19 protein-coding genes are annotated in these 21,850 nt (G+C 51.7%); 6 read left to right on the plus strand and 13 right to left on the minus strand.

Annotated elements, in window-relative coordinates; translation table 11 throughout:
- Positions 1–23: 23 nt before the first annotated feature.
- The 6 genes from RNAN_RS02335 to RNAN_RS02360 all read right to left on the minus strand — a co-directional run bounded on the left by RNAN_RS02335 (position 24) and on the right by RNAN_RS02360 (position 5,572).
- Positions 24–1,178: a ribosomal protein uL16 3-hydroxylase gene (locus tag RNAN_RS02335; RefSeq protein ID WP_008218388.1), complete on the minus strand. Its 1,155-nt coding sequence runs from the start codon at positions 1,176–1,178 to the stop codon at positions 24–26.
- A 45-nt stretch (positions 1,179–1,223) separates the two neighbouring features.
- Positions 1,224–2,594: an adenylosuccinate lyase gene (gene purB, locus RNAN_RS02340; RefSeq protein WP_008218389.1), complete on the minus strand. Its 1,371-nt coding sequence runs from the start codon at positions 2,592–2,594 to the stop codon at positions 1,224–1,226.
- Positions 2,595–2,602: 8 nt separating this feature from the next.
- Positions 2,603–3,241 (minus strand): high frequency lysogenization protein HflD, encoded by a 639-nt coding sequence (hflD, locus tag RNAN_RS02345; RefSeq protein ID WP_008218390.1) that lies wholly within the window; start codon positions 3,239–3,241, stop codon positions 2,603–2,605.
- 1 nt (position 3,242) lies between these two features.
- Positions 3,243–4,376 carry a tRNA 2-thiouridine(34) synthase MnmA gene (gene mnmA, locus RNAN_RS02350; RefSeq protein WP_008218391.1) on the minus strand — a complete coding sequence of 378 codons (1,134 nt, stop codon included), beginning with the start codon at positions 4,374–4,376 and terminating at the stop codon, positions 3,243–3,245.
- Between the two features lie 87 nt (positions 4,377–4,463).
- Complete coding sequence (locus RNAN_RS02355; protein ID WP_008218392.1) at positions 4,464–4,919, minus strand: NUDIX domain-containing protein; 456 nt, start codon at positions 4,917–4,919, stop codon at positions 4,464–4,466.
- Positions 4,916–5,572 carry a pseudouridine synthase gene (locus tag RNAN_RS02360; protein ID WP_008218393.1) on the minus strand — a complete coding sequence of 219 codons (657 nt, stop codon included), beginning with the start codon at positions 5,570–5,572 and terminating at the stop codon, positions 4,916–4,918. Before RNAN_RS02360 ends, RNAN_RS02355 begins: the two co-directional genes overlap by 4 nt.
- Before the next feature lie 272 nt (positions 5,573–5,844).
- On the opposite strand from RNAN_RS02360, the gene RNAN_RS02365 reads away from it, so the two are divergent.
- Positions 5,845–8,073, plus strand: coding sequence for an NADP-dependent isocitrate dehydrogenase (locus RNAN_RS02365; protein ID WP_008218395.1), 2,229 nt, complete (start codon positions 5,845–5,847; stop codon positions 8,071–8,073).
- 83 nt (positions 8,074–8,156) lie between these two features.
- On the opposite strand, the gene cspD is transcribed toward RNAN_RS02365, so the two are convergent.
- Positions 8,157–8,375 (minus strand): cold shock domain-containing protein CspD, encoded by a 219-nt coding sequence (cspD, locus tag RNAN_RS02370; RefSeq protein WP_008218396.1) that lies wholly within the window; start codon positions 8,373–8,375, stop codon positions 8,157–8,159.
- Between the two features lie 192 nt (positions 8,376–8,567).
- Here cspD and clpS point away from each other — a divergent pair, with 192 nt between their 5' ends.
- Positions 8,568–8,888 carry an ATP-dependent Clp protease adapter ClpS gene (clpS, locus tag RNAN_RS02375; RefSeq protein WP_008218397.1) on the plus strand — a complete coding sequence of 107 codons (321 nt, stop codon included), beginning with the start codon at positions 8,568–8,570 and terminating at the stop codon, positions 8,886–8,888.
- A gap of 54 nt (positions 8,889–8,942) precedes the next feature.
- Positions 8,943–11,210, plus strand: a complete 2,268-nt coding sequence (gene clpA / locus RNAN_RS02380) for an ATP-dependent Clp protease ATP-binding subunit ClpA (RefSeq protein ID WP_008218398.1) — start codon at positions 8,943–8,945, stop codon at positions 11,208–11,210.
- A 90-nt stretch (positions 11,211–11,300) separates the two neighbouring features.
- On the opposite strand, the gene infA is transcribed toward clpA, so the two are convergent.
- The 4 genes from infA to trxB form a co-directional block, all read right to left on the minus strand.
- Positions 11,301–11,519, minus strand: coding sequence for a translation initiation factor IF-1 (gene infA, locus RNAN_RS02385; RefSeq protein WP_008610216.1), 219 nt, complete (start codon positions 11,517–11,519; stop codon positions 11,301–11,303).
- Positions 11,520–11,612: 93 nt separating this feature from the next.
- Complete coding sequence (locus tag RNAN_RS02390) at positions 11,613–12,314, minus strand: arginyltransferase (protein ID WP_008218403.1); 702 nt, start codon at positions 12,312–12,314, stop codon at positions 11,613–11,615.
- The gene (gene aat, locus RNAN_RS02395) at positions 12,307–13,029 is read right to left on the minus strand and encodes a leucyl/phenylalanyl-tRNA--protein transferase (protein ID WP_008218406.1); all 723 of its coding nucleotides are present in this window, start codon (positions 13,027–13,029) and stop codon (positions 12,307–12,309) included. The genes RNAN_RS02390 and aat overlap by 8 nt, the downstream gene beginning before the upstream one ends.
- 8 nt (positions 13,030–13,037) lie before the next feature.
- Entirely contained in the window at positions 13,038–13,994 is a 957-nt protein-coding gene (gene trxB, locus RNAN_RS02400) for a thioredoxin-disulfide reductase (RefSeq protein WP_008218408.1), read from the minus strand.
- A gap of 262 nt (positions 13,995–14,256) precedes the next feature.
- Between trxB and RNAN_RS02405 the strand changes: the two genes are divergently transcribed.
- Positions 14,257–17,544 carry a sensor histidine kinase gene (locus RNAN_RS02405; protein ID WP_008218410.1) on the plus strand — a complete coding sequence of 1,096 codons (3,288 nt, stop codon included), beginning with the start codon at positions 14,257–14,259 and terminating at the stop codon, positions 17,542–17,544.
- Positions 17,545–17,756: 212 nt separating this feature from the next.
- Positions 17,757–19,340: a S8 family serine peptidase gene (locus RNAN_RS02410; RefSeq protein WP_008218412.1), complete on the plus strand. Its 1,584-nt coding sequence runs from the start codon at positions 17,757–17,759 to the stop codon at positions 19,338–19,340.
- 56 nt (positions 19,341–19,396) lie between these two features.
- Here the strand turns inward: RNAN_RS02410 and trhA are convergent, their stop codons facing one another.
- Positions 19,397–20,038 carry a PAQR family membrane homeostasis protein TrhA gene (gene trhA, locus RNAN_RS02415; RefSeq protein WP_008218413.1) on the minus strand — a complete coding sequence of 214 codons (642 nt, stop codon included), beginning with the start codon at positions 20,036–20,038 and terminating at the stop codon, positions 19,397–19,399.
- Between the two features lie 112 nt (positions 20,039–20,150).
- Between trhA and RNAN_RS02420 the strand changes: the two genes are divergently transcribed.
- A complete protein-coding gene (locus RNAN_RS02420; RefSeq protein WP_008218416.1) occupies positions 20,151–21,470 on the plus strand; it encodes a glycosyltransferase in 1,320 nt (439 codons plus the stop codon).
- On the opposite strand, the gene RNAN_RS02425 is transcribed toward RNAN_RS02420, so the two are convergent.
- Positions 21,467–21,838 carry a hypothetical protein gene (locus tag RNAN_RS02425; RefSeq protein ID WP_008218417.1) on the minus strand — a complete coding sequence of 124 codons (372 nt, stop codon included), beginning with the start codon at positions 21,836–21,838 and terminating at the stop codon, positions 21,467–21,469. The genes RNAN_RS02420 and RNAN_RS02425 overlap by 4 nt on opposite strands.
- Between the last annotated feature and the right edge of the window lie 12 nt (positions 21,839–21,850).

The raw sequence follows: 21,850 nt of genomic DNA on the forward strand, positions 1-21,850 counted from the left end.
ATGTTCACCAATAACAGCAAAACTTACTCGCTAAAGTACCAGTAGCCCTGATTAATTAAGCTGGTTAACAGCATGGTGCGCTCGGCTGAGCTGCAAAAATGCTGATTTTGCATCTGATCTAGTTCGGTAAAATCGCACAGCAACCGGGCGGTGGTTAGCTCAGAGGGCGGCAGTCTGATTTCGTCGCCATTGATAAACAACAAGATGTCGCTACTGTCATCCTGTTGGAAATAACAGCAGCGTAAGCCGCCAACACGGCTTAGCACTGAGCCTTCCTCCAGGTATTCTGCAATTTCATCACTGCCGTAGTGTGGCTCGGGCTCATTTAAATCCAGCTCGTGTTTGGCGCGGGTAATAAGGCCGCCAAACCAGTGTGGCAGCAGGCTGTTATCTGACACCAGTTGCAGCAGTAACTGCTGCACTTTGGTTAAATCCTGCGCTGAGATAGCGCCGACTGACTGCACCTGCTGTCGCCCGGCGTCAGTGAAGCGGCTGCCGGTGAGGTCATGGTCAAGCAGATAATCAGCTAAGCCGGTGAGTAAGTCTTTTTGCGCTGGTGCGCGAAAACCCACCGAATAATTCAGGCTGTTCTCCAGGCTGGTGCCTTCATGTGGGCAACCCGGTGGAATATACAAGATGTCACCCGGCTCGGTAATCACATCAATACAGGCGTTAAATGGGCTTACCTGCAGCAAACGCGGATGTGGGCAAAGCTGTTGTAAGCTGTTATCAGGCATGCCAACGCGCCAGTGACGCTTGCCTTCGCCCTGAATAATAAACACATCGTACTGATCCAGGTGCGGGCCCACGCCACCGCCAGCGGTAGAGAAACTGACCATTAAATCATCAATACGCCAGTTGGGGATAAAACGAAACGGATCGAGTAAAGTCGCCGCCGGCGGATGCCAGTGATCGACCGCCTGCACCAGCAGGGTCCAGTTTTGCTCGCCAAAGGCGGCAAAGTCTTCAAAGGGGCCGCTTTGCATGTCCCACTGCTGATTGATATTACTCACTACCCGTGACTCTACGTTTTCGTCCAGCGCCAGGCCAGCCAGCTCATCGGCCGTTAACGGATCCTGAAACTGCTTAAAGCCACCTTTGAGCAGCACAGGTTTTTGCTGCCAGTAGTCGCGCAAAAACTCTGCAATGCTCAGGCTGCCAAAGTCTAATTGATACATAGTCCGTCCTCAGAAAAAAGGCGCTGTTGAGGCGCCTTAGGGTCGTTAGCCAAGTGTGCTGGTGATCTCAACTGCCGCACCGATGTAATTGGCCGGTGTCAGTTGTTTCAGCTGCTGCTTTACTGGCTCTGGCAGTTCAAGCTTGTCAATAAACAGATGTAAGTCGGCTTTGGTAATGCGCTTACCACGGGTCAGCTCTTTTAGCTTTTCATACGGCTGCTCAATGCCGTATTTTCGCATCACCGTTTGCACCGGCTCGGCTAACAGCTCCCAGTTTGCATCCAGCTCAGCCAGCAGGTTGGCGGCGTTTACTTCAAGCTTACTAATACCTTTTAACGTTGCCTGATAGGCAATCAGGGTATAACCAAAGCCCATGCCTAAATTGCGTAGAACCGTCGAGTCGGTCAGATCGCGCTGCCAGCGCGATACCGGTAGCTTGGCCGATAAATGGTTAAACAGTGCATTGGCAATACCGAGGTTACCCTCAGAGTTTTCAAAATCAATCGGGTTAACTTTATGCGGCATGGTGGATGAGCCAATTTCACCAGCGATGGTGCGCTGTTTAAAGTGCCCCAGTGCGATATAGCCCCAAACGTCGCGGTCAAAATCCAGCAATATCGTATTAAAACGCGCCACAGCATCAAACAGCTCGGCAATATAGTCGTGCGGCTCAATCTGGGTGGTAAAGGCATTCCAACTGAGGCCCAGGCTGGTGACAAACTGCTCTGACAACTGGTGCCAGTTCAGCTCGGGATAGGCTGACAGGTGGGCATTGTAGTTGCCTACAGCACCGTTTAGCTTACCGAGGATCTCCACAGCGGCTATCTGGTCACGCTGGCGCTTCAGGCGCATATACACGTTTGCCATTTCTTTGCCCATAGTCGTGGGCGAGGCTGGCTGGCCATGGGTGCGCGCCATCATCGGCACCTGTTTTAGCTCCTGCGCCAGGTGTTTAATCGCCTCTAACAGGGCGTCGCACTGGGGCAGTAACACATCACGGCGCGCCTCGGTTAACATCAGGCCATGTGACAGGTTATTAATGTCTTCTGAGGTACAGGCGAAGTGAATAAACTCGCTGATGGCGGCAAGCTCGCTGTTGGCGGCCACTTTTTCTTTTAACAGATACTCGACAGCTTTAACGTCATGGTTGGTGGTACGCTCAATCTCTTTGACCCGTTCGGCGTCAGCCAGGCTGAAATTGTCGACAATATCGTTTAGCAGCTGATTTGCGCCGGCCGATAAGGCCGGTACTTCAGCGATGCCAGCTGTGGCGGCCAGTTGCTGTAACCAGCGCACCTCTACCATCACCCGGTATTTTATCAGGCCAAACTCACTGAAATAGTTACGTAATTCAGTGGTTTTGCTGCCATAGCGCCCGTCTACGGGGGAGATGGCGGTAAGGGCATTCAGTTGCATACAGGCTCCTATAAGCTTGATGAGGGTAGTTGTGCCAGCATTTGCCGGGCTTGTTCTACCAGCTTGCGACGTTTAAAAATAAAGTTAAGACGGCTACCACCGGCCTGGCGCCATAGCACTGCGGCGCGCACAGCAGAGAGCAGCAAGGCGCGCACCTTGTGTTGTACGGCCGGTTGTTTTAAAAGCTCTGGCTGGCCGTAAATCTGAATACGGCCACCTAAACTGCTGATGCAGTCTGAGTAGATATCGGCCAGGTTAGCCAGCATATTGTCATCCAGCACGCTAAAGTGCTGCAGTTGCCGTTGCAGGTGTTGCAGTTTGTCGCCCAGTCGTGCCAGGTTGGCCGGCGTTTTGGCCAGCCGGCGCTCCAGCGCCAGTACACCCACGATATAACGGGTCAGCTCAACATCTTTTTGTGGCTTATCACCCAGCTGGTCAACAATCAGCTTAAACCCCTCACGCAGGTTAGCGGCGTCGTCACCGTATATTTGCAGTGGTCGCTCAGCGTCAATCACGGCAACACTTTGCAGTATCAGGCTGAGGGCTTCTTTATCCAGCTCGCTGCTGCGCGCGACCTGTTGCACCAATCTTAGCGCCTGACACAGTGCGGCCAGCGCAATAATTTGCGTCGAAAGTGAGTATTGCATTTTAGTTTATCGCCTGGTCAATAATGCCGCCGCCCAGACAGACGTCGCCAAGGTAAAATACCGCTGACTGGCCCGGCGTAACCGCTTTTTGCGGGCTGTCAAACTGCACATTCAGGCTGCCATCGGCCTGAGGGATCACTAAGCAGGGGATGTCCTGCTGGCGGTAACGGGTTTTTACACTGCAGCGCAGCGGGGCCGTTGGGCCTTGGCGATCAGTCCAGTGCAACTGGCTGGCCATTAAGCCAGTTGACAGTAAGCTTGGGTGGTCATGGCCTTGCGCAACAATAAGCTGGTTAGTATCAAGGTTTTTACCCACCACATACCAGGGCTCGTCAGAGCCATCGCGCAGGCCGCCAATACCCAAGCCTTTGCGCTGGCCAAGGGTGTGGTACATCAGGCCTTCATGACGGCCGATGACCTCGCCATCTACACTGACAATATCACCCGGCTGGGCCGGCAGATATTGCTGCAGAAAATCTTTAAATTTACGCTCACCGATAAAACATATGCCGGTGCTGTCTTTTTTGTCGTGGGTAATCAGCCCTTGCTGCTCTGCAATAGCGCGCACCAACGGTTTTTCCAACTCGCCAACCGGGAACAGCGTTTGGGCCACATGCTCTTCGCCCAGGGTGTACAGAAAATAACTTTGATCTTTGTTGTTATCCAGGCCGCGCAGTAACTGCCAGTGGCCATTGTCAAAGCGGCGGCGCACATAGTGGCCGGTGGCAATATAGTCAGCGCCTAAGGCTTCGGCGGCAAACTCTAAAAAGGCTTTAAACTTGATTTCTTTGTTGCACATGATATCCGGGTTGGGTGTGCGTCCGGCTTTATATTCTGCCAGAAAATATTCAAACACATTGTCCCAATATTCGGCCGCAAAGTTGACTTTGTGCAGCACTATCCCCAGCTTATCGCATACGGCCTGAGCATCAGCCATATCCTCTGCCGCTGCGCAATATTCGTCATTGTCGTCTTCTTCCCAGTTTTTCATAAACAGGCCTTCTACCTGATAGCCTTGCTGCAGCAGCAAGTAGGCAGAAACAGAAGAGTCGACACCACCGGACATACCGACGATGACTTTCTTATTGCTGTTGGCTGATGGCTCAACCAGTTTTGGCTCGGACATAGGCTTCATTATCACAACAGAATCACAACAAAAAACGAGGCGCGGATTATACATGAAATTTATCGCCAGCGCATGTTATCGCGCCGGTTTAAGTACTTAGCGTACCGGCTGGATCAGTGCCAAGGGTAAACGTACACCCTGCAGGTATAAGTCTATCGCATCGCTAACCAGGGCGCTGCGAAGCGGTAACGCTTGCTCAGCCAGCTGCTGTGCGCTTAACCAGTGCAGCGCCAGAATATCACTATCCTGTGGCTGATACTGTGCAGGTAATGACACCGGCTCAAACACAAAATTGATACGCACATAACGATGGTTATTGGCCGCTTGTAACTGCGAAATACCCAACCAGGCGCAAGGTTCAAGCGCCAGGCCTGTTTCTTCAAACAGCTCACGTTTTACCGCGCTGAGTAAATCTTCATCCTGCTCGACATGGCCGGCCGGCTGATTCAACACGCGCTGGCCGGTGACTTTGTCGGTTTCTTCTACCAGCAAAAACTTTTGTTCAAACTGCACTATGGCAGCAACGGTAAGGTGTAACTGTGCTCTGCTCATTCACCAAGGCCTTTAGTTATTATATCGTCTGCTGTCAGCGCCACACTGCGATACTCGCCCGGTGCTAAATCGGCCAGTTGCCAGGGGCCGATAGCCACGCGTACCAAACGCAGGGTGGGAAAACCAACAGCGGCGGTCATCCGTCTTACCTGACGGTTACGGCCTTCGGTAATGGTCAGACTGATCCAACTGGTCGGAATAGCAGCGCGGTAACGTACCGGTGGGGTGCGTGGCCAGAGGGTTGGTGCATCGATACGGCATGCGGTCGCGGGTAGCGTCGGGCCATCGTTGAGCATTACACCGTCGCATAGTTGTTGCAATGCTGTATCGGTAATGTCTCCCTCCAGCTGAACCCAGTAAGTTTTGGCCATTTTATGCCTGGGATCGCTGATAAGATGCTGGGTTTTACCGCAGTTGGTTAGCAGCAATAAGCCCTCACTGTCACGATCGAGCCGGCCGGCCGCATAAACGTCGGCTACCTTAATAAAATCGGCCAGGGTGGCGCGCTTTGGGCTGCTGTTGTCGGTAAATTGGCACAAGACGTCAAACGGCTTATTAAACAGCAGCAATATCGGCGGCTCGACCTTAGTCGCATTGCGTTTTTTCGCTGTTGCGCTAGCGTGTGGTTTGGCTTTATTGCGGGCAGTTTTCACGGGCAGTTATCTCGGTAAATGTCAGGGTGGCTTGGGCATAACATACTGTCAGTATTAGTGAACAGCTCAGCGTCTGACAGCGTAAAATACCAACTGTCAGTGCAACTGGCCCGAGCAGCGCGTTGCCTATTTTATTGATTGTCATGCTGCTATACTAGCGCCGCTTTGCAACAAATGCGTTTTAAACACCAGCATCAGCAGGGTGCAGGTAGGCGCTGGGCCGCTGTGCTATGAAGCGTTCAGTGCGTCGCGAACACATTACAGGAACTAACATGTCACAAGAAATTGCAAAAATCATTTACACCGAAACAGATGAAGCGCCCGCGCTGGCGACCTACTCACTGCTGCCTATTATTCAGGCGTTTTCTGCTGCTGCCGGTATCGCAGTAGAAACCCGTGATATTTCTTTATCTGGCCGCATTATTGCCAACTTTGCCGATTTTCTAAAGCCAGAGCAGCGTATCGGTGATGCGTTAACCGAGCTTGGCCAGCTGGCAAATCAGCCAGAGGCAAACATTATCAAACTGCCAAATATCAGTGCGTCTATTCCGCAGTTAAAAGCGGCGATTAAAGAGCTGCAGCAGCAGGGCTATGCACTGCCAGATTACCCGGCTGAGCCAAAAACTGAGCAAGAGCGCGATGTTAAAGCGCGTTATGACAAGATTAAAGGCAGTGCGGTAAACCCGGTGCTGCGTGAGGGCAACTCAGACCGTCGGGCACCTGCTTCGGTTAAGCAATACGCGAAGAAAAACCCGCATAGCATGGGAGCCTGGTCGGCACAGTCAAAATCACACGTGGCGCATATGAGCCAGGGCGATTTTTATGGCAGTGAGCAGTCAACCACTTTCGCCAGTGCCGATACGCTGAAAATTCAGCTGGTCGCCACCGATGGCTCAGTGTCGGTATTAAAAGACAAAGTCGCAGTGCAGGCCGGTGAGGTGGTGGATGCCGCTACGATGAGCAAACAAGCCCTGCGCGCCTTTTATCAGCAGGAAATTGCTGCTGCCAAGCAGCAGGATGTGCTGTTATCGCTGCATTTAAAAGCCACCATGATGAAGGTATCAGACCCTATCATGTTTGGTCATGCGGTAGTGGAGTTCTTCAAGCCGGTATTTGATAAGCATGCTGCACTGTTTAACGAGTTAGGCGTGGATGTCAATAACGGTGCCGGCGACTTGTTTGCGAAAGTGGCCAGCCTGCCACAAGCACAACAGGATGCAGTGATGGCAGACATCAAAGCCTGTTATGCTGCCCAGCCTGCATTAGCGATGGTGAACTCTGACAAAGGTATCACTAACCTGCATGTACCCAGCGATGTGATTATCGATGCGTCTATGCCGGCGATGATCCGCAGTTCAGGCCAGATGTGGGGCCCGGATGGCAAGCTTAAAGATACCAAAGCGATGATCCCGGATCGCTGCTATGCCGGCGTGTATCAGGAAACCATTGATTTTTGTAAAAAGAACGGGGCCTTTGACCCGCGCACTATGGGCTCGGTGCCTAACGTGGGCCTGATGGCACAAAAAGCTGAAGAGTACGGCTCACATGATAAAACCTTTGAAATTGCTGCCGATGGCAAAGTTCAGGTGCTAAACAGCAAAGGTGATGTAGTGTTTGAGCACAACGTAGCACAAGGCGATATCTGGCGTATGTGCCAGGTGAAAGATGCGCCTATTCGTGACTGGGTAAAACTGGCCGTGAACCGTGCCCGCTTAAGCAACACGCCAGCGGTATTCTGGCTGGACAGCGAGCGCGCGCACGATGCGCAGCTGATTAGCAAAGTGCAGCAGTACTTAAAAGATCACGACACTGCCGGTTTGGACATTCAGATCCTGTCGCCGGTCGAAGCGACACGCCTGTCACTGCAGCGTATGAAGCAAGGGCTGGATACTATTTCTGTTACCGGTAACGTACTGCGTGACTACTTAACCGATCTGTTCCCAATCTTAGAGCTGGGTACCAGTGCTAAGATGCTGTCAGTAGTGCCTTTGATGAATGGCGGCGGTCTGTTTGAAACCGGTGCTGGCGGCTCTGCTCCTAAGCATGTTGAGCAGTTTATCGAAGAAAACTATCTGCGCTGGGATTCTCTGGGCGAGTTTTTAGCGCTGGCGGCCTCACTGGAGCATTTAAGCCAGGTAACCGGTAATGCTAAGGCTAAAGTGCTGGCAGATGCCTTAGATGCGGCAACCGCCAAGTTCCTTGATAATGATAAATCACCACGGCGTAAACTGGGTGAGTTGGATAACCGCGGCAGCCATTTTTACCTGGCGCTGTACTGGGCAGAGGCACTGGCAGCGCAAACGGCTGACGCTGAACTGCAGGCGCGTTTTGCCAAACTGGCCAAAACGCTGCAACAGCAGGAAGCCACTATTGTCGCAGAGCTAAATGGTGCCCAGGGTAAAGCGGTAGACATCGGTGGTTACTACCGGCCAAACCCTGAACTGGCCGCGAAAGCCATGCGGCCAAGCCAGACCTTTAACCAGGCACTGGCTAACGCCTAATGGGTTGATTACCCCCGGTAAAAGCAAAAGCAGGCGAGAGCCTGCTTTTTTATCTTCATATATGCTCTACGCTGAGCGAATATTTATTCTGTCAGATCACCGGGCACTTTAATATTCACAGCGTGTAAGCCTTTGGGGCCTTCAGACAGATCAAATTCAACATCCTGTCCGGCCTTTAGCGTGCGGTATCCGTCCATGCTAATGGTTGAATAATGAGCAAAGATATCTTCATCACGACCATCTTCACGAATAAATCCAAATCCTTTGGCATTATTGAACCATTTTACTTTACCGGTAGCCATACAACTTACTTCCTTCTCTAAGTTAGCTAAATTCTGTATTCTTAGTCTCAATGTCGGGATTGTTTGTTGATCCCAACAACTAATGTAGATAATTTGAGCACACAGTCAAGTTATTTGCATAATTAAACTAAAAATTTACCAATAATTAACCTAAAGCTCCTTTGATGGAATACGCAGGCGTGGCTATAGTTTATGAGCGGCAATAAAGAAAGCAACGTACAACAGGGTGGGTTAGAAGAGCTGACACGGCAACGTGTCGCTCCGCCGCCGATGTATAAAGTGGTACTGCATAATGACGATTACACCCCGATGGATTTCGTTATCGATGTGTTAAGCCGGTTTTTTAATATGCAGTACGAACAAGCGACGGAAGTAATGTTAAAAGTGCATTACGAGGGCAAAGGGGTATGTGGCGTCTTTACCGCTGAAATAGCGGAAACCAAAGTGCAGCAGGTGATGCAGTATGCCAAAGAGCACCAACACCCGCTGCTGTGTACCATGGAGCGCGCTTAAGGTCAGTCCTGGCATGATTCTGGTGTCGTTACTCAGGTGGATTAGGAGTGGTGTATGTTAAATAAAGATCTTGAGTTAACTCTGAATTTGGCTTTCAGGTTTGCGCGCGAGCGTCGTCATGAATACATGACGGTAGAACATTTACTGCTGGCGCTATTAGATAACCCTGCCGCCGGTGAAGCACTGCGCTCCTGCGGTGCTAACATTGAAAAGCTGCGCCAGGAGCTGGCCAGTTTTATCGACTCTACCACACCAGTACTGCCTGAGGGCGAGCTGGAGCGGGATACCCAGCCCACCCTAGGGTTTCAGCGGGTACTGCAGCGGGCAGTATTTCATGTGCAGTCCTCTGGCAAGTCTGAAGTGACCGGCGCCAATGTGTTGGTTGCCATTTTCAGTGAGCAGGAATCACAAGCGGTGTATTTGCTGAAGAAAATTGATATTACCCGCTTAGATGTGGTGAATTTTATCTCGCACGGCGTTACCAAAACCGAGAAGCTCGACCAGCACGATGAGCATGCACAGGAAGAGGGTGCTGATACAGTTAGCGATGACAGCAAATATTTAGAAAACTTTACCGCTAACTTAAACTTACAGGCAAAAAATGGCCAGATAGATCCGCTTATCGGCCGCGAGCATGAGGTTGAACGGGCAATACAAGTATTGTGCCGGCGCAAAAAAAATAACCCGCTGCTGGTGGGTGAAGCCGGCGTGGGTAAAACCGCCATTGCTGAAGGGTTAGCCTACCGTATTGTGCACAACGAAGTGCCGGAAGTGATTGCCAATGCCACCATCTACTCGTTAGATATGGGTGCCTTGCTGGCGGGTACCAAATATCGCGGCGACTTTGAAAAACGCTTGAAATCGTTACTTAAAGAGCTGGAGCGGGAAAAAGACGCCATTTTATTTATCGATGAAATTCATACCGTGATTGGCGCCGGTGCGGCATCGGGCGGTGTTATGGATGCCAGTAATTTGATTAAACCGCTGCTGTCCAGTGGCCGCTTGCGCTGCATGGGGTCGACCACCTATCAGGAGTTTAAGAGTATCTTTGAAAAAGATACCGCGCTGGTGCGCCGCTTTCAGAAGATTGATGTGGCAGAGCCCAGTGTCGAAGATACCACCCGTATTCTGCTCGGGTTAAAAGAGCGCTACGAGCAGCACCACAATGTACGTTATACACAAAAAGCCATTCGGGCGGCGGCTGAGCTGTCCGCTAAATACATTAACGAGCGGCATTTGCCGGATAAAGCGATTGATGTGATTGACGAAGCTGGCGCCAGCCAGCGCTTATTGCCAAGCTCTAAGCGCAAGAAAGTGATCAACGTGCCGGAAATTGAGCATGTGATTGCCAAAATGGCACGTATTCCGGAAAAGTCGGTATCGGCTTCCGATAAAGATGTGCTGGCTAACTTAGATCGTAATTTAAAACTGGTGGTGTTTGGTCAGGACGAGCCTATTGAGGTGCTGACAGCGGCTATCCGCTTGTCGCGCTCAGGCCTTGGCAGCGAAGAGAAACCTATCGGTAACTTCCTGTTTGCCGGCCCTACCGGTGTGGGTAAAACGGAAGTGACGAAGCAGCTGGCCAAAGCGCTGGGCGTTGAGCTGTTGCGGTTTGATATGTCTGAGTATATGGAGCGCCATGCCATTAGCCGCTTAATTGGTGCACCACCGGGCTACGTGGGTTTTGAACAGGGCGGTTTGTTAACCGACGCCGTGTCGAAACACCCATATTCTGTGGTGCTGTTGGATGAAATTGAAAAAGCCCACAGCGACATTTACAACATACTGCTGCAGGTGATGGATCACGGCACTTTAACGGATAATAACGGCCGCAAAATTGATTTTCGTAACGTGGTGCTGGTGATGACGACCAACGCCGGTGTGCAGGAAACCATTCGTAAATCGATTGGCTTTAAGCAGCAAGACCACAGCCACGATGCGATGGCGGAAATTAACCGTACCTTTAGTCCGGAGTTTCGTAACCGGCTGGATGGCATTATTTGGTTTAAACACTTATCTGCTGAAATCATTTTGCAAATTGTCGATAAATTTATCTGCGATTTACAGGTGCAACTGGATAAGAAACAGGTATCGCTGGAACTGAGCAGTGCAGCCCGGCAGTGGCTGGCTGATAAAGGCTACGACCATGCGATGGGCGCACGACCAATGGCCAGAGTAATTCAGGAGCAGCTGAAAAAGCCATTGGCAAACGAGATCCTGTTTGGCCGGCTGGTAAATGGCGGTGATGTCAGTGTCGATCTGCAAGACGGCGCTTTGAGCTTTGACTACCATACCGCCGAGGAAGCGGCGCTGGCTGATTAGTAAAAAGGTACCGACGAGCGGCGATAGCGTACCAAAGCAACAAACCCGGCTAAGGCCGGGTTTGTTTTTAAAGCTGATAATGCTGCCGGCTTAACGCTGGCGGAACACGATACGGCCTTTGGTTAAGTCGTATGGTGTTAACTCTACGGTTACCTTATCGCCGGTTAAAATACGGATATAGTTTTTGCGCATTTTACCTGAAATATGAGCGATAACGACATGGCCGTTTTCCAGTTCAACTTTGAACATGGTATTTGGCAGGGTATCCAAAATGGTACCTTGCATTTCAATTACGTCTTCCTTCGCCATTCAGCGCACTTGCCTCTTAAATTTGGGTGAACCAGAAAAAACTGCGCAGATTGTGCCGAAATCGCCAGCATAAGTAAAGCGACAAGCGCTTTTTTAGCCAAATGAGCGCCATTGTCCCTGAATAAATCGCTGTTGTGGCAAAAATGCGGCCTTATAGGCCATTTTCTGACAGGCATCAATTTGATAGCCCAGATACAGCCACTTTTTCTGCCGCTGCATTGCCGCTTGTAGCAGAAACAAAATGGCCAGTATGCCGGGAGAAAACTGGCTAACAGCGGGCTGATAAAAGGTATAAACAGCCGATAACGCATCGGTGGTTTCATCAACTATTGTTACGGCAACCAGCTCGCCCTGATAAAACTGCTTTAGCAAGCGCACGGCTAACCAGGAGCAGTTCAGCATGCCCTCAAGCTGCTCTGGCGCAGGCGGGAACATACTGCCATCGGCATGTTTATGGCGGATATAATCGGCAAACAAAGGGTAATAATCGCCGGCAGTATCGTTATCCAGCTGATAACGCCAGCCCAGGCGTGATGCTTTGTTCAGTAAACGGCGCTGACTGGCGCTGGGCGCAAAATGCTCTGGCGCTATACGCACGGACTGACAGGCCTGACAACTGGGGCAATGTGGTGTGTACACCTGCTCAGCACTGCGGCGAAAGTTCAGCTGAAGTAACTGCTGGTATAAGCTGGCATCGAGCGGCTGTTCGGGTAGTAAAAAGACTAACTGCTCTTGCTGACTGGGTAGATAACTGCAGGGCATCGCTGCGGTGAGGCCAAAACGTAGCTCAGTCATACTCATTTTCCAGCGTGAAAAACCGCGGCTGCCAAAAATCGGCTGGCAGGCGTTGCCCGCGCTGCGCAGTCAACAGGGTCAGGTATTGCTGGCGTGATATCGGCTGTACGCCCAGCTGCAATAAAAAAGGGTTGGGCATCTGGCAATCTATCCAGCCCGCAGCTGCTTGCTGTAGCAAGGTTTGCAGTGCCACCAGCGCCAGCTTGGCGGTATCGGGCAGGCGGTTAAACATCGATTCACCACAAAACAAGCCGCCTATTTGTACACCGTACAAGCCACCGACCAGTTTGTCCTGTTGCCACACTTCGATACTGTGGGCGTGGCCGTGCTGGTGTAGCGCCAGGTAAGCCTGCTGCATGGCCGGTAAAATCCAGGTGCCTGGTTGTTTGGCTCTGGGGGCCGCACACTGGCTTATTACCTGAGCAAAGGCTCGGTTAACACTAAAGCGTAACTGATAACGGCGCAGCTGTTTTTTCAGCGTGCGGCTAAGTGTCAGGCTGTCCGGGGCAAATACGGCGCGGGTAGACGGGCTCCACCACAACAGTGGGTCACCGTCGCTAAACCAGGGGAAAATACCCTGCCGATAGGCACTTAACAAGCGCGGCACTGATAAATCGCCGCCCATCGCCAAAAGGCCGTCAGGTTCACTCAGTGCACGATGTAGCGGTGGAAAGCTGACATCGTGCGCGCTGAGTTCAGGCAAATAAATGGCCACAACCGGCCTTATTTACTTAACGCGTCCAGGTAGCGCTCGGCATCCAGTGCAGCCATGCAGCCGGTGCCTGCTGAGGTAATAGCCTGGCGGTAAATATGATCAGACACATCACCGGCAGCAAATACGCCCTCGATGCTGGTTTGGGTGGCATTACCTTCAGTGCCACTTTGCACTTTTAAATAACCACCGTTCATCTCCAGCTGGCCAGCGAAGATGTCGGTATTGGGTTTGTGGCCGATAGCAATAAATACACCCTGTAAGGCTAATTCTTTGTTGGCTTCGCCTTTGGTCGATTTCAAGCGCACGCCGGTCACGCCCATTTCATCGCCTATTACCTCTTCCAGCTCGCAGTGGGTATGTAGCACGATATTGCCACTGGCCACTTTGGCCATCAGGCGGTCGACCAGAATTTTCTCAGCCTTAAAGCTGTCACGCCGGTGCACTAAGTGCACTTCGGTGGCGATGTTCGACAGATAAAGCGCTTCTTCAACCGCAGTGTTACCGCCACCGATTACGGCCACTTTCTGGTTACGGTAAAAAAAGCCGTCACAGGTGGCACAGGCTGATACACCGCGGCCACTGAATGCTTGTTCAGATGGCAGGCCCAGATACTTAGCAGAAGCACCGGTACAAATAATCAGCGCATCACAGCTGTAAGTACCATTGTCGCCGGTTAGCATAAAAGGACGCTGCTTCAGGTTAACAGTGTGAATATGGTCAAACACGATTTCGGTATTAAAGGTTTCGGCGTGCACACGCATCCGATCCATTAATGCCGGGCCGGTCAACCCATGCGCATCGCCAGGCCAGTTTTCTACTTCAGTGGTCGTGGTTAACTGACCACCTTGCTGCATACCGGTGATCAGCACCGGGTTTAAATTCGCACGGGCAGCATAAACGGCAGCGGTATAGCCAGCCGGGCCTGAACCTAAAATAAGCAGGCGGCTGTGTTTAACATCAGACATGTCTTTCTCCGGGACAACATAATTAAAATAGCTAATGCGGGCGATTCTAAAAGAATGCAACTGCAAGCGAAAGTGTCAGCGCAGATTTAATCCTCCGTGCACTGTAAAGCATTATGCTCTGTGCTATGTTTAGCCCGTATTGACCATTTTTCGCGATAACTTTTTCGGCAACTTTAAGTAGCGTAAAAGTTACTGCAACTCCTTCCGATTGACAGAGGTTAGCTTGCACTGGCGCAACAGGTTTTATTTTTTTGCTCTGCTCATGGTGGTGGTAGCTGGCAGCATCAACAGTCTGGCCGCAGCGCAGCAGCGCTTTAGCCGGCTGGGCGTTGACGATGGCTTGCCCAACGCCACTATTTACAGTGTTAAGCAGGATAGCAACGGCTTTTTATGGCTGGGTTCAACCAATTCCGGTTTATTACGCTTTGATGGTTATCGCTTTGTCGAATTTGCCGTGTTAACAGAGGCTGAGCTGGCCATACAGCAAACGCCGGACGTCGGTGTGGTACTGATTGATGCCCAAGATAACATCTGGGCCGGCACCTGGGGCCTGGGTTTGTCGAAGCTGGTGCCAGGCAGCAGCGCGCCGCTGAGGTACACGCAGGCGCAGGGGCTGGCAGGTAATTATATTCAAAGCCTGTTGCAAGATAAGCAAGGGCGGATTTGGGTTGGTACCACCACCGGGCTTAGCCGGATCAATACCGATGGCAGTATTACGCTGATAGGCCAGGCGCAGCAGCAACAACAACTGGCCGCTCAGCGCATCTGGAGCCTGGAGCAGGGGGTTGACGGCCAGATCTGGATCGGTACTTCAGCCGGCTTACATCACTGGCACGACAATAGCGGGCTGAGCGAGGTTATCGAGCTGGTACCGGGGGCGGATAGCCTAAACCGTGGTAATGAGATCCGTGCCCTTAAGCAAGTGGGAGTAACGCTGTGGATCGGCAGCCGGCAGGGGGTGTTTCAGTACTCTGGTGCAGCACAACGCTTTATTGCGCAGCCACTTACGGCACCAGATCAGCATGAGCCGGTGGTTAATGTGCTGCAGCACAGTGCTGATGGCAAGACGCTACTGATTGGCAGTTACACTGGTCTGTATCAGTTGGCGCTTGACAGCCTGAGCAACGACGCCCCGGCACCCTTTGCTCTGGTCAGTTCGCAGCTTAGTCATGTTAACGTGCGCAGTATTTTGTATGACCGTTCAGGCGTGCTTTGGCTTGGTACCCGCGAAAGTGGCTTGTTTCGTAATCGGGTGTCCAGTGCGGCCTTTAGTGACGCGCGAGAACTTTCTGCTGAGCTGGCCAACGCACAGCCGTTTTCCGTCACCGCTATTCTGAACACTTCAGCCACATTGTGGCTGGGCAGTACCGACATGTTGTATCGCATCAACCGCGCTGACGGTCAGCTGCAACGCTTTACTACCGGTAGCCGGGTTAATGCCATGGCGCAGTCGGCTGAGGGGCTGATTTATATTGCCACTGACAACGGTTTACTGCAATACGATAAGGCAGCAGCGCAACTTACCGAGCTCACCTTACCCTTTGAGTTGGCACAGGTATCAAACCGTAATGTAAGAGACATCAAGATTGCCGCTGATGGTACCCTGTATCTTGGCCTGTGGGGTGAGGGTGTTATTGTCTGGCACCCGATGCGTGGCACAGTCAAACATTGGTTATCGCGTTTATCTGAGCAGAGTGCCGGCAATGCGGTGCAGCAGTTATTTCTTGGCAGTGAACAGCAGCTGTGGGTCGCTACCCGCTACAGCGGCTTGTATCAGATTGATATACCGAGCCAGCAGGTTCGACAGCACAGCCCGACAGTGACAGGGAGAGGGGCCGTGGCAATTACACACAGCAATGTGCTCTGTGTCAGTGAACACCGGCGGATACTGGCCGTGTGTAGCCGTGATGAGGTATTGCTACAGGATCTGGATACCGGCCAGCAACAGCGGTTAACCGGCGAGCAGGGTTTACCTGGCCATACGGTGCTGGGTGTGCTGCAGCAGGATGAGCGGCTATGGGTGATGACGGCGGCTGGTTTGGCGCTGCGCAATAACGACAGTGAGCGTTTTGTGCTGTATAACAGCGCGGACGGCATGCTGGCATCAGAGTTAAACCTGCATGCGGTTGCTGCTAATCAGCAGCAGCTGTATTTTGGCAGCATAGCCGGCTTGGTGGTACTTAAGCCAGCGTTGTTACAGGCCAACCGTCAACCCCCGCAAGCCGTGCTGTCTGCAGTGGTGATTGATCATCAGCAACTACAGTTAAAGCCACATGCCACTGCCTGGCCCACTATAAAGTTGTCGGCGAACAACCATACGGTTAACTTTGAGTTCAGCGCACTGGATTTTCAGGATCCACAGCGTAATCAGTTTCACTACCGGCTTGAGGGGGTTGACGCTGACTGGGTGTTAGCCGGTGCGCGCAACAGCGCTTTTTATGCGAATTTGCCGCCCGGCGATTATCCGCTATGGCTTCGGGCATCTAACAATCATGGCATCTTTAGTAGCCCTCAGATTGTCGCCAGCTTGCAGGTGCAACCACATTGGTGGCAGCGCAAGCCGGTGCTTTATGCTGCGCTGCTGATCGCGCTGGTGCTGATTTGGCTGTTACATCTGTACCGGCTGCGCCATGTGCGGCAAATTAACCGTTTGTTACAGTCAGCCGTAGAGGATAAAGCCAAAGCTCAGCTCATTTTGGAAACCAGAGTGTCAGAGCGTACTCAGGCATTGGAGCAAAGCTCTGTCACGCTGTCACTACGCACGCGGCAACTTGAGCGCAGCCTGGCGGAGCTGGCCAAATCAAACCAGGAGTTAAAACAACTGGATAAACTTAAAGATGAGTTTATCGCCACCGTCAGCCATGAACTGCGCACGCCGCTGACTGCAATTCGTGGCGCTATTGGTCTGGTGGCGCAGCAAGTGGTTACGCCGGACAACCCTATGTACCTTAACATGCTGCAAACGGCGCAAGCCAATAGCGAGCGCCTGTCGCAATTGATCAATGATTTACTCGATTTGCAGAAGTTTGCTGCCGGTACCTTTACCCTTAGCTGCAAAGCTTTAAATTTGTCACTGTTGCTTCAGCAGGCTGTATTAGCCATGCAACCCTATGCCAAACGCTATCAGGTGGATCTGCTGCTGGACAGTCCCGGCGTGGATAACTGCTGGGTTGATGCTGATGCACTGCGACTGCGCCAGGTGATTGATAATCTGATCTCTAATGCCATTAAGTTTTCACCGCCTGAGGCGCTGGTCAGGGTGCGTTTGCTGTGCCACAACGATGAAGTAAAGGTAGAAGTTGAAGATCAGGGTGCCGGCATTCCGCTGGCGTTCCAACAGCGGGTGTTTGAGAAGTTTTCTCAGGCTGACAGCTCAGATCAGCGTGCGAAAGAGGGCAGTGGCCTGGGGCTGGCTATATGCAAAAAAATCATTGAAAACCATCAGGGCCAGATAGGCTTTTCCTCAGAACTGGCCAAAGGCTCCGTTTTTTGGTTTCGGTTAAAACGCATCGCCACGCCACAGCCGACGAAGAATAACCAGTTAACATAGGTTACTGTGTGCAATGACAAATCTAAACAAGTACCTAAAAAACTCAATTTGTTTCTGATAGTTATATAAATTTCCTATCCTGGGTTTATCTCATGCATTTGTAATGAATTTATAATCTGTTTGTAATGGAGCTCTGATCCGCAATTGGTTACTTTTTGTGCTGCAGGATGCCGACCGAACAACATGGAACATAAAAATTAACCAAGGGTACTATGATGAAAAAAATGACTACCGTACTGGCAGCTGCGTCTGCTGGTTGTTTTGCGCTGAGCCTGACCTCTGTAGCTGTTGCTGAGGGCGTTAAAAAGCCGGAAGCTAAACTGAGCTTAGCTGAATTGGCTGAAACAAAAGCCACCCGCTATATCGTTAAATTTAAAGAACCGGTTGCCACTATGGGCGCTGATGGTCGCAGTCAGCGTCCGGAGTTTTCTGTTGCCCGTGCTCAGCAGGCGCTGCAAAAAGCCAATGTACAAGCGTTATCGCATTTACACTTGGTACATGCCAGTGTGGCGGAGTTAACGCCAAAGCAGCTTCGGATGCTGCAAAATGATCCTGACGTTGAATATGTTGAAGAGGACCACAAACGTTATCTGATGGACGTAATTACACCTATGGCGCAAAGCACGCCATACGGTATCAATATGGTTCAGGCTAACCAGGTCAGTGACAGTAGCGCTGGTAACACCAAAGTGTGTGTGATTGATACCGGTTGGGCTGCGGGGCATGAAGATCTGCAAAACTCGGGTGTAACGGGGTACTCATTTTCAGGCCACGGCACCTGGTACTCTGACGGCAACGGTCATGGCACCCATGTGGCGGGTACCATGGTGGCACTGAATAATAACACCGGTGTGGTAGGAACCATAGGCAACGGCCAGGCGGGTGTGCATATTGTTAAAATTTTTAATAACTCGGGCAACTGGACTACGGCGTCCAACCTGATCACCGCCATTCAGTCATGTAAAGACGCGGGTGCCAAAGTGGTGAATATGAGTCTTGGTGGTAGTTCGTCTAACCAGACAGAAAACACTGCTATGACTAATTTTTATAATGGTGGCATGCTGTTAGTGGCCGCGGCGGGTAATGCCGGTAATACCAGCTTCTCTTATCCAGCGTCGTACAATGCCGTTGTATCTGTTGCCGCAGTGAATTCCAGTGGTACGCTGGCCAGCTTTTCACAGCGTAACTCGCAGGTTGAAATTGCCGCCCCGGGGGTAAGCGTAAACTCGACCTGGAATAACGGTGGCTATAACAGCATCAGCGGTACTTCTATGGCATCGCCACATGTTGCGGGTGTTGCCGCCTTAGTATGGAGTAACCACCCACAATGTACAGCTGCACAAATCCGTAATGCCTTAAATGCAACGGCGGAAGACCGGGGGGCCACTGGCCGTGATACCTCATACGGTTGGGGTATTGTTAAAGCCAAAGCTGCCCACGACTATCTGACCAACAATGGTTGTGATGGCTCAGGCGGCGGTGGTACTAATCCACCACCAACAGGCGGCGCCACCTTCCCGAATTTATCGGCATCCAGCGGTCAGTGGCTGCGTGGCAGCTATGCGATTCCGTCTGGCGTATCCAGTGTTACCTTCCAGATCTCTGGCGGTACAGGTGATGCTGACCTGTATGTGCGTTATGGCAGCGAGCCTACCACCACGAGCTACAACTGCCGGCCTTATCTGAACGGTAACAATGAAGTATGTACCATTAATAACCCGCAGGCGGGTACCTGGCATGTTGGTATCCGGGCATATACTGCGTTTAGCGGTGTAACCTTTAGCTATCAGTATTAAGCTAAAAGTGCCAGTACAGTAGAAACTCCAAGCAGGTCAGTTCTTTGGCCTGCTTTTTATCGTGTCAGGGCAAAATAATATACGGCAAAAAAATGCAGCACACTGCCGGCTAATACGAACAGATGCCAGATCAGATGATGCAGATATAAGCGCTTCCAGACATAAAAAATCACTCCAAATGAGTAACATAAGCCGCCAGCCAGTAACAGCAACAACCCCGGGGTATCTACATGGCGCAGCATAGGTTCAATCGCTACGATCACCAGCCAGCCCATGCCCAGGTAAAGTGACAGCGACAGCTTCTTATATTTAAGCCCGGTGGCCAGCTCAATAATTACGCCTGCCAGTGCGATAAGCCAAATCACAGCAAACAACGCCAGCCCCCAGCTTTCACGCAGATTAATCAGTGTGAAGGGGGTGTAGGTGCCTGCTATCAGGATAAAGATGGCCGCATGATCCAGCTGGCGTAGTCGTCGCTTTAGCAAAACATCTGAGACGGCATGATACAGCGTTGAGCTGCTGTACAGTAAGATCAGGCTGCTGCCGTAGATAATACTGCTGGCGACATACCAGCCATCCTGCAATTGCAGGCTAACGGCCAGCATGACTAGCAGAGCGGTAATGCTCAGTAGCGCACCCATGCCATGGCTTAGCGCATGCAATAGCTCTTCCGCTTTGGAGTAATGACTGACACTCATGCTGATGTTCCACGGCTAAGGATTGTTGTATCTTAGCATGACAGCTGGTCCTGCCAAGCTGTTGCGATGGGCAAAAAACCGCTAAACTGCCGCCTTTTAACAGGTGGGGATAATGGTGAGTCAGGTGCCTTTACTGGTCGTGGTCGGTTATGTCTGGCCTGAGCCCAACTCTTCAGCGGCTGGCTATCGTATGCTTAGCTTGCTCAAACTCTATTTGGCACAGGGCTGGCAGGTTGTGTTTGCCAGTGCTGCAGAGCCCGGTATGCACCGTTATCCGTTGGCTGAGCTGGGCGTGATTGAGCAGCAGATTGCGTTAAATGACAGCAGCTTTGATAACTGGATTACCGCGCTTAATCCGCAGGCAGTGCTGTTTGATCGTTTTATGCTCGAAGAGCAGTTTGGCTGGCGGGTAGAGCAAGCCTGCCCAGAGGCGCTGCGTATACTGGATATGGAAGACTGTCATGCGCTTAGAGCGGCGCGCGAGCAGTGTGCAAAGACGACAGCGGCGTTGGATGCAGCCGCACTTAATTCAGAGCTGGCGCTGAGGGAAATTGCCGCTATTTATCGCTGCGATATCACGTTGGTGATTTCCAGCTATGAAATGCAGCTGCTGCAACAGCATTATCAGGTGCCCGCGGCCTTGCTGTGTTACTGCCCCTTTTTACTGGAGCAGGAGCCGACACCAAACCGGCTGAAGTTTGACCAGCGTGAGCATTTTGTCGCTATTGGCAATTTTCGCCATGCCCCTAACTGGCATGCAGTGTTGTGGTTAAAGCAACAGATCTGGCCATTAATTCGTGCCCGCTTACCGCAGGCACAGCTGCATATCTATGGCGCTTATCCACCCCCTAAAGCTACCGCCTTGCACAATGTTCGCGACGGTTTTTTGGTAAAAGGCTGGGCAGAAGATGCCTGTGTGGTGATGGAGCAAGCGAGAGTGTGTCTGGCGCCGCTGGCATTTGGGGCCGGTTTAAAAGGTAAACTGCTGGATGCAATGCGCTGTGGCACGCCCAGCGTAACCACCGATATAGGTGCTGAGGGCATGCAGCCAGACGGTGCGTCAGTACAAGCAGATAACCCGGACCAGAGGCTATGGGCCGGGATTATCGCTAATGATGCTAAGGGTATTGCTGAGGCGGCAGTGAAGTTGTATCAGCAACCTGAGCTTTGGTCTCGTTGTCAGCAGCAAGGGTATGCCATCGTAACGGAAAAATTTATGCTGGCAGCACATCAAACAAGGCTTTGGCAACAGCTGGAGCAGGTAAGGCAGCAGCTTGAGTTACACAGACAGCACAATTTTACCGGCTTAATGCTCAGGCATCATGCTTATCGCAGCACTAAGTTTATGGGGCAGTGGATTGAAGCGAAAAACCGGCTTGGCGCTTCTACAGCGGCAGAGCCGGATGCAGTGCCAGCGCCGGAGGCAAATTAGCGGGTGCCGCGCGGCTTGCGCTGCTGCTCACCAATACGGCTAGCCCACAAGGCTTGAGCCGACTGGCCGTTACCGCTGCTTTTGGCTTTTGCTTTGGACGCCGTTTTAGCGGCCGCTTTGGGCGCTGCAGCTTTAGCGGCAGGCTTTTTATCCTCCGCTTTTTTGTCTGCAGCCGGTTTGGCGGCAGTTTTGCCTTTGGCGCCAGCGTAACTGGCGGTCAGCTCTGCCAGCTCAGCCAGACGAATATTCTTGCCGCCATCTACACTGAACCAGCCCGGTTTTTGCTCCAACTGTGGCGCTTTACCAAAGGCCGCTTTGTAGGCTGCGGTAAACTCGGCAACCACCTGATCTTTATCCAATTTGCTCATACGGATCCTTAA

It is taken from the genome of Rheinheimera nanhaiensis E407-8 (genome assembly GCF_000296695.1).
GTDB lineage: Bacteria > Pseudomonadota > Gammaproteobacteria > Enterobacterales > Alteromonadaceae > Alishewanella > Alishewanella nanhaiensis.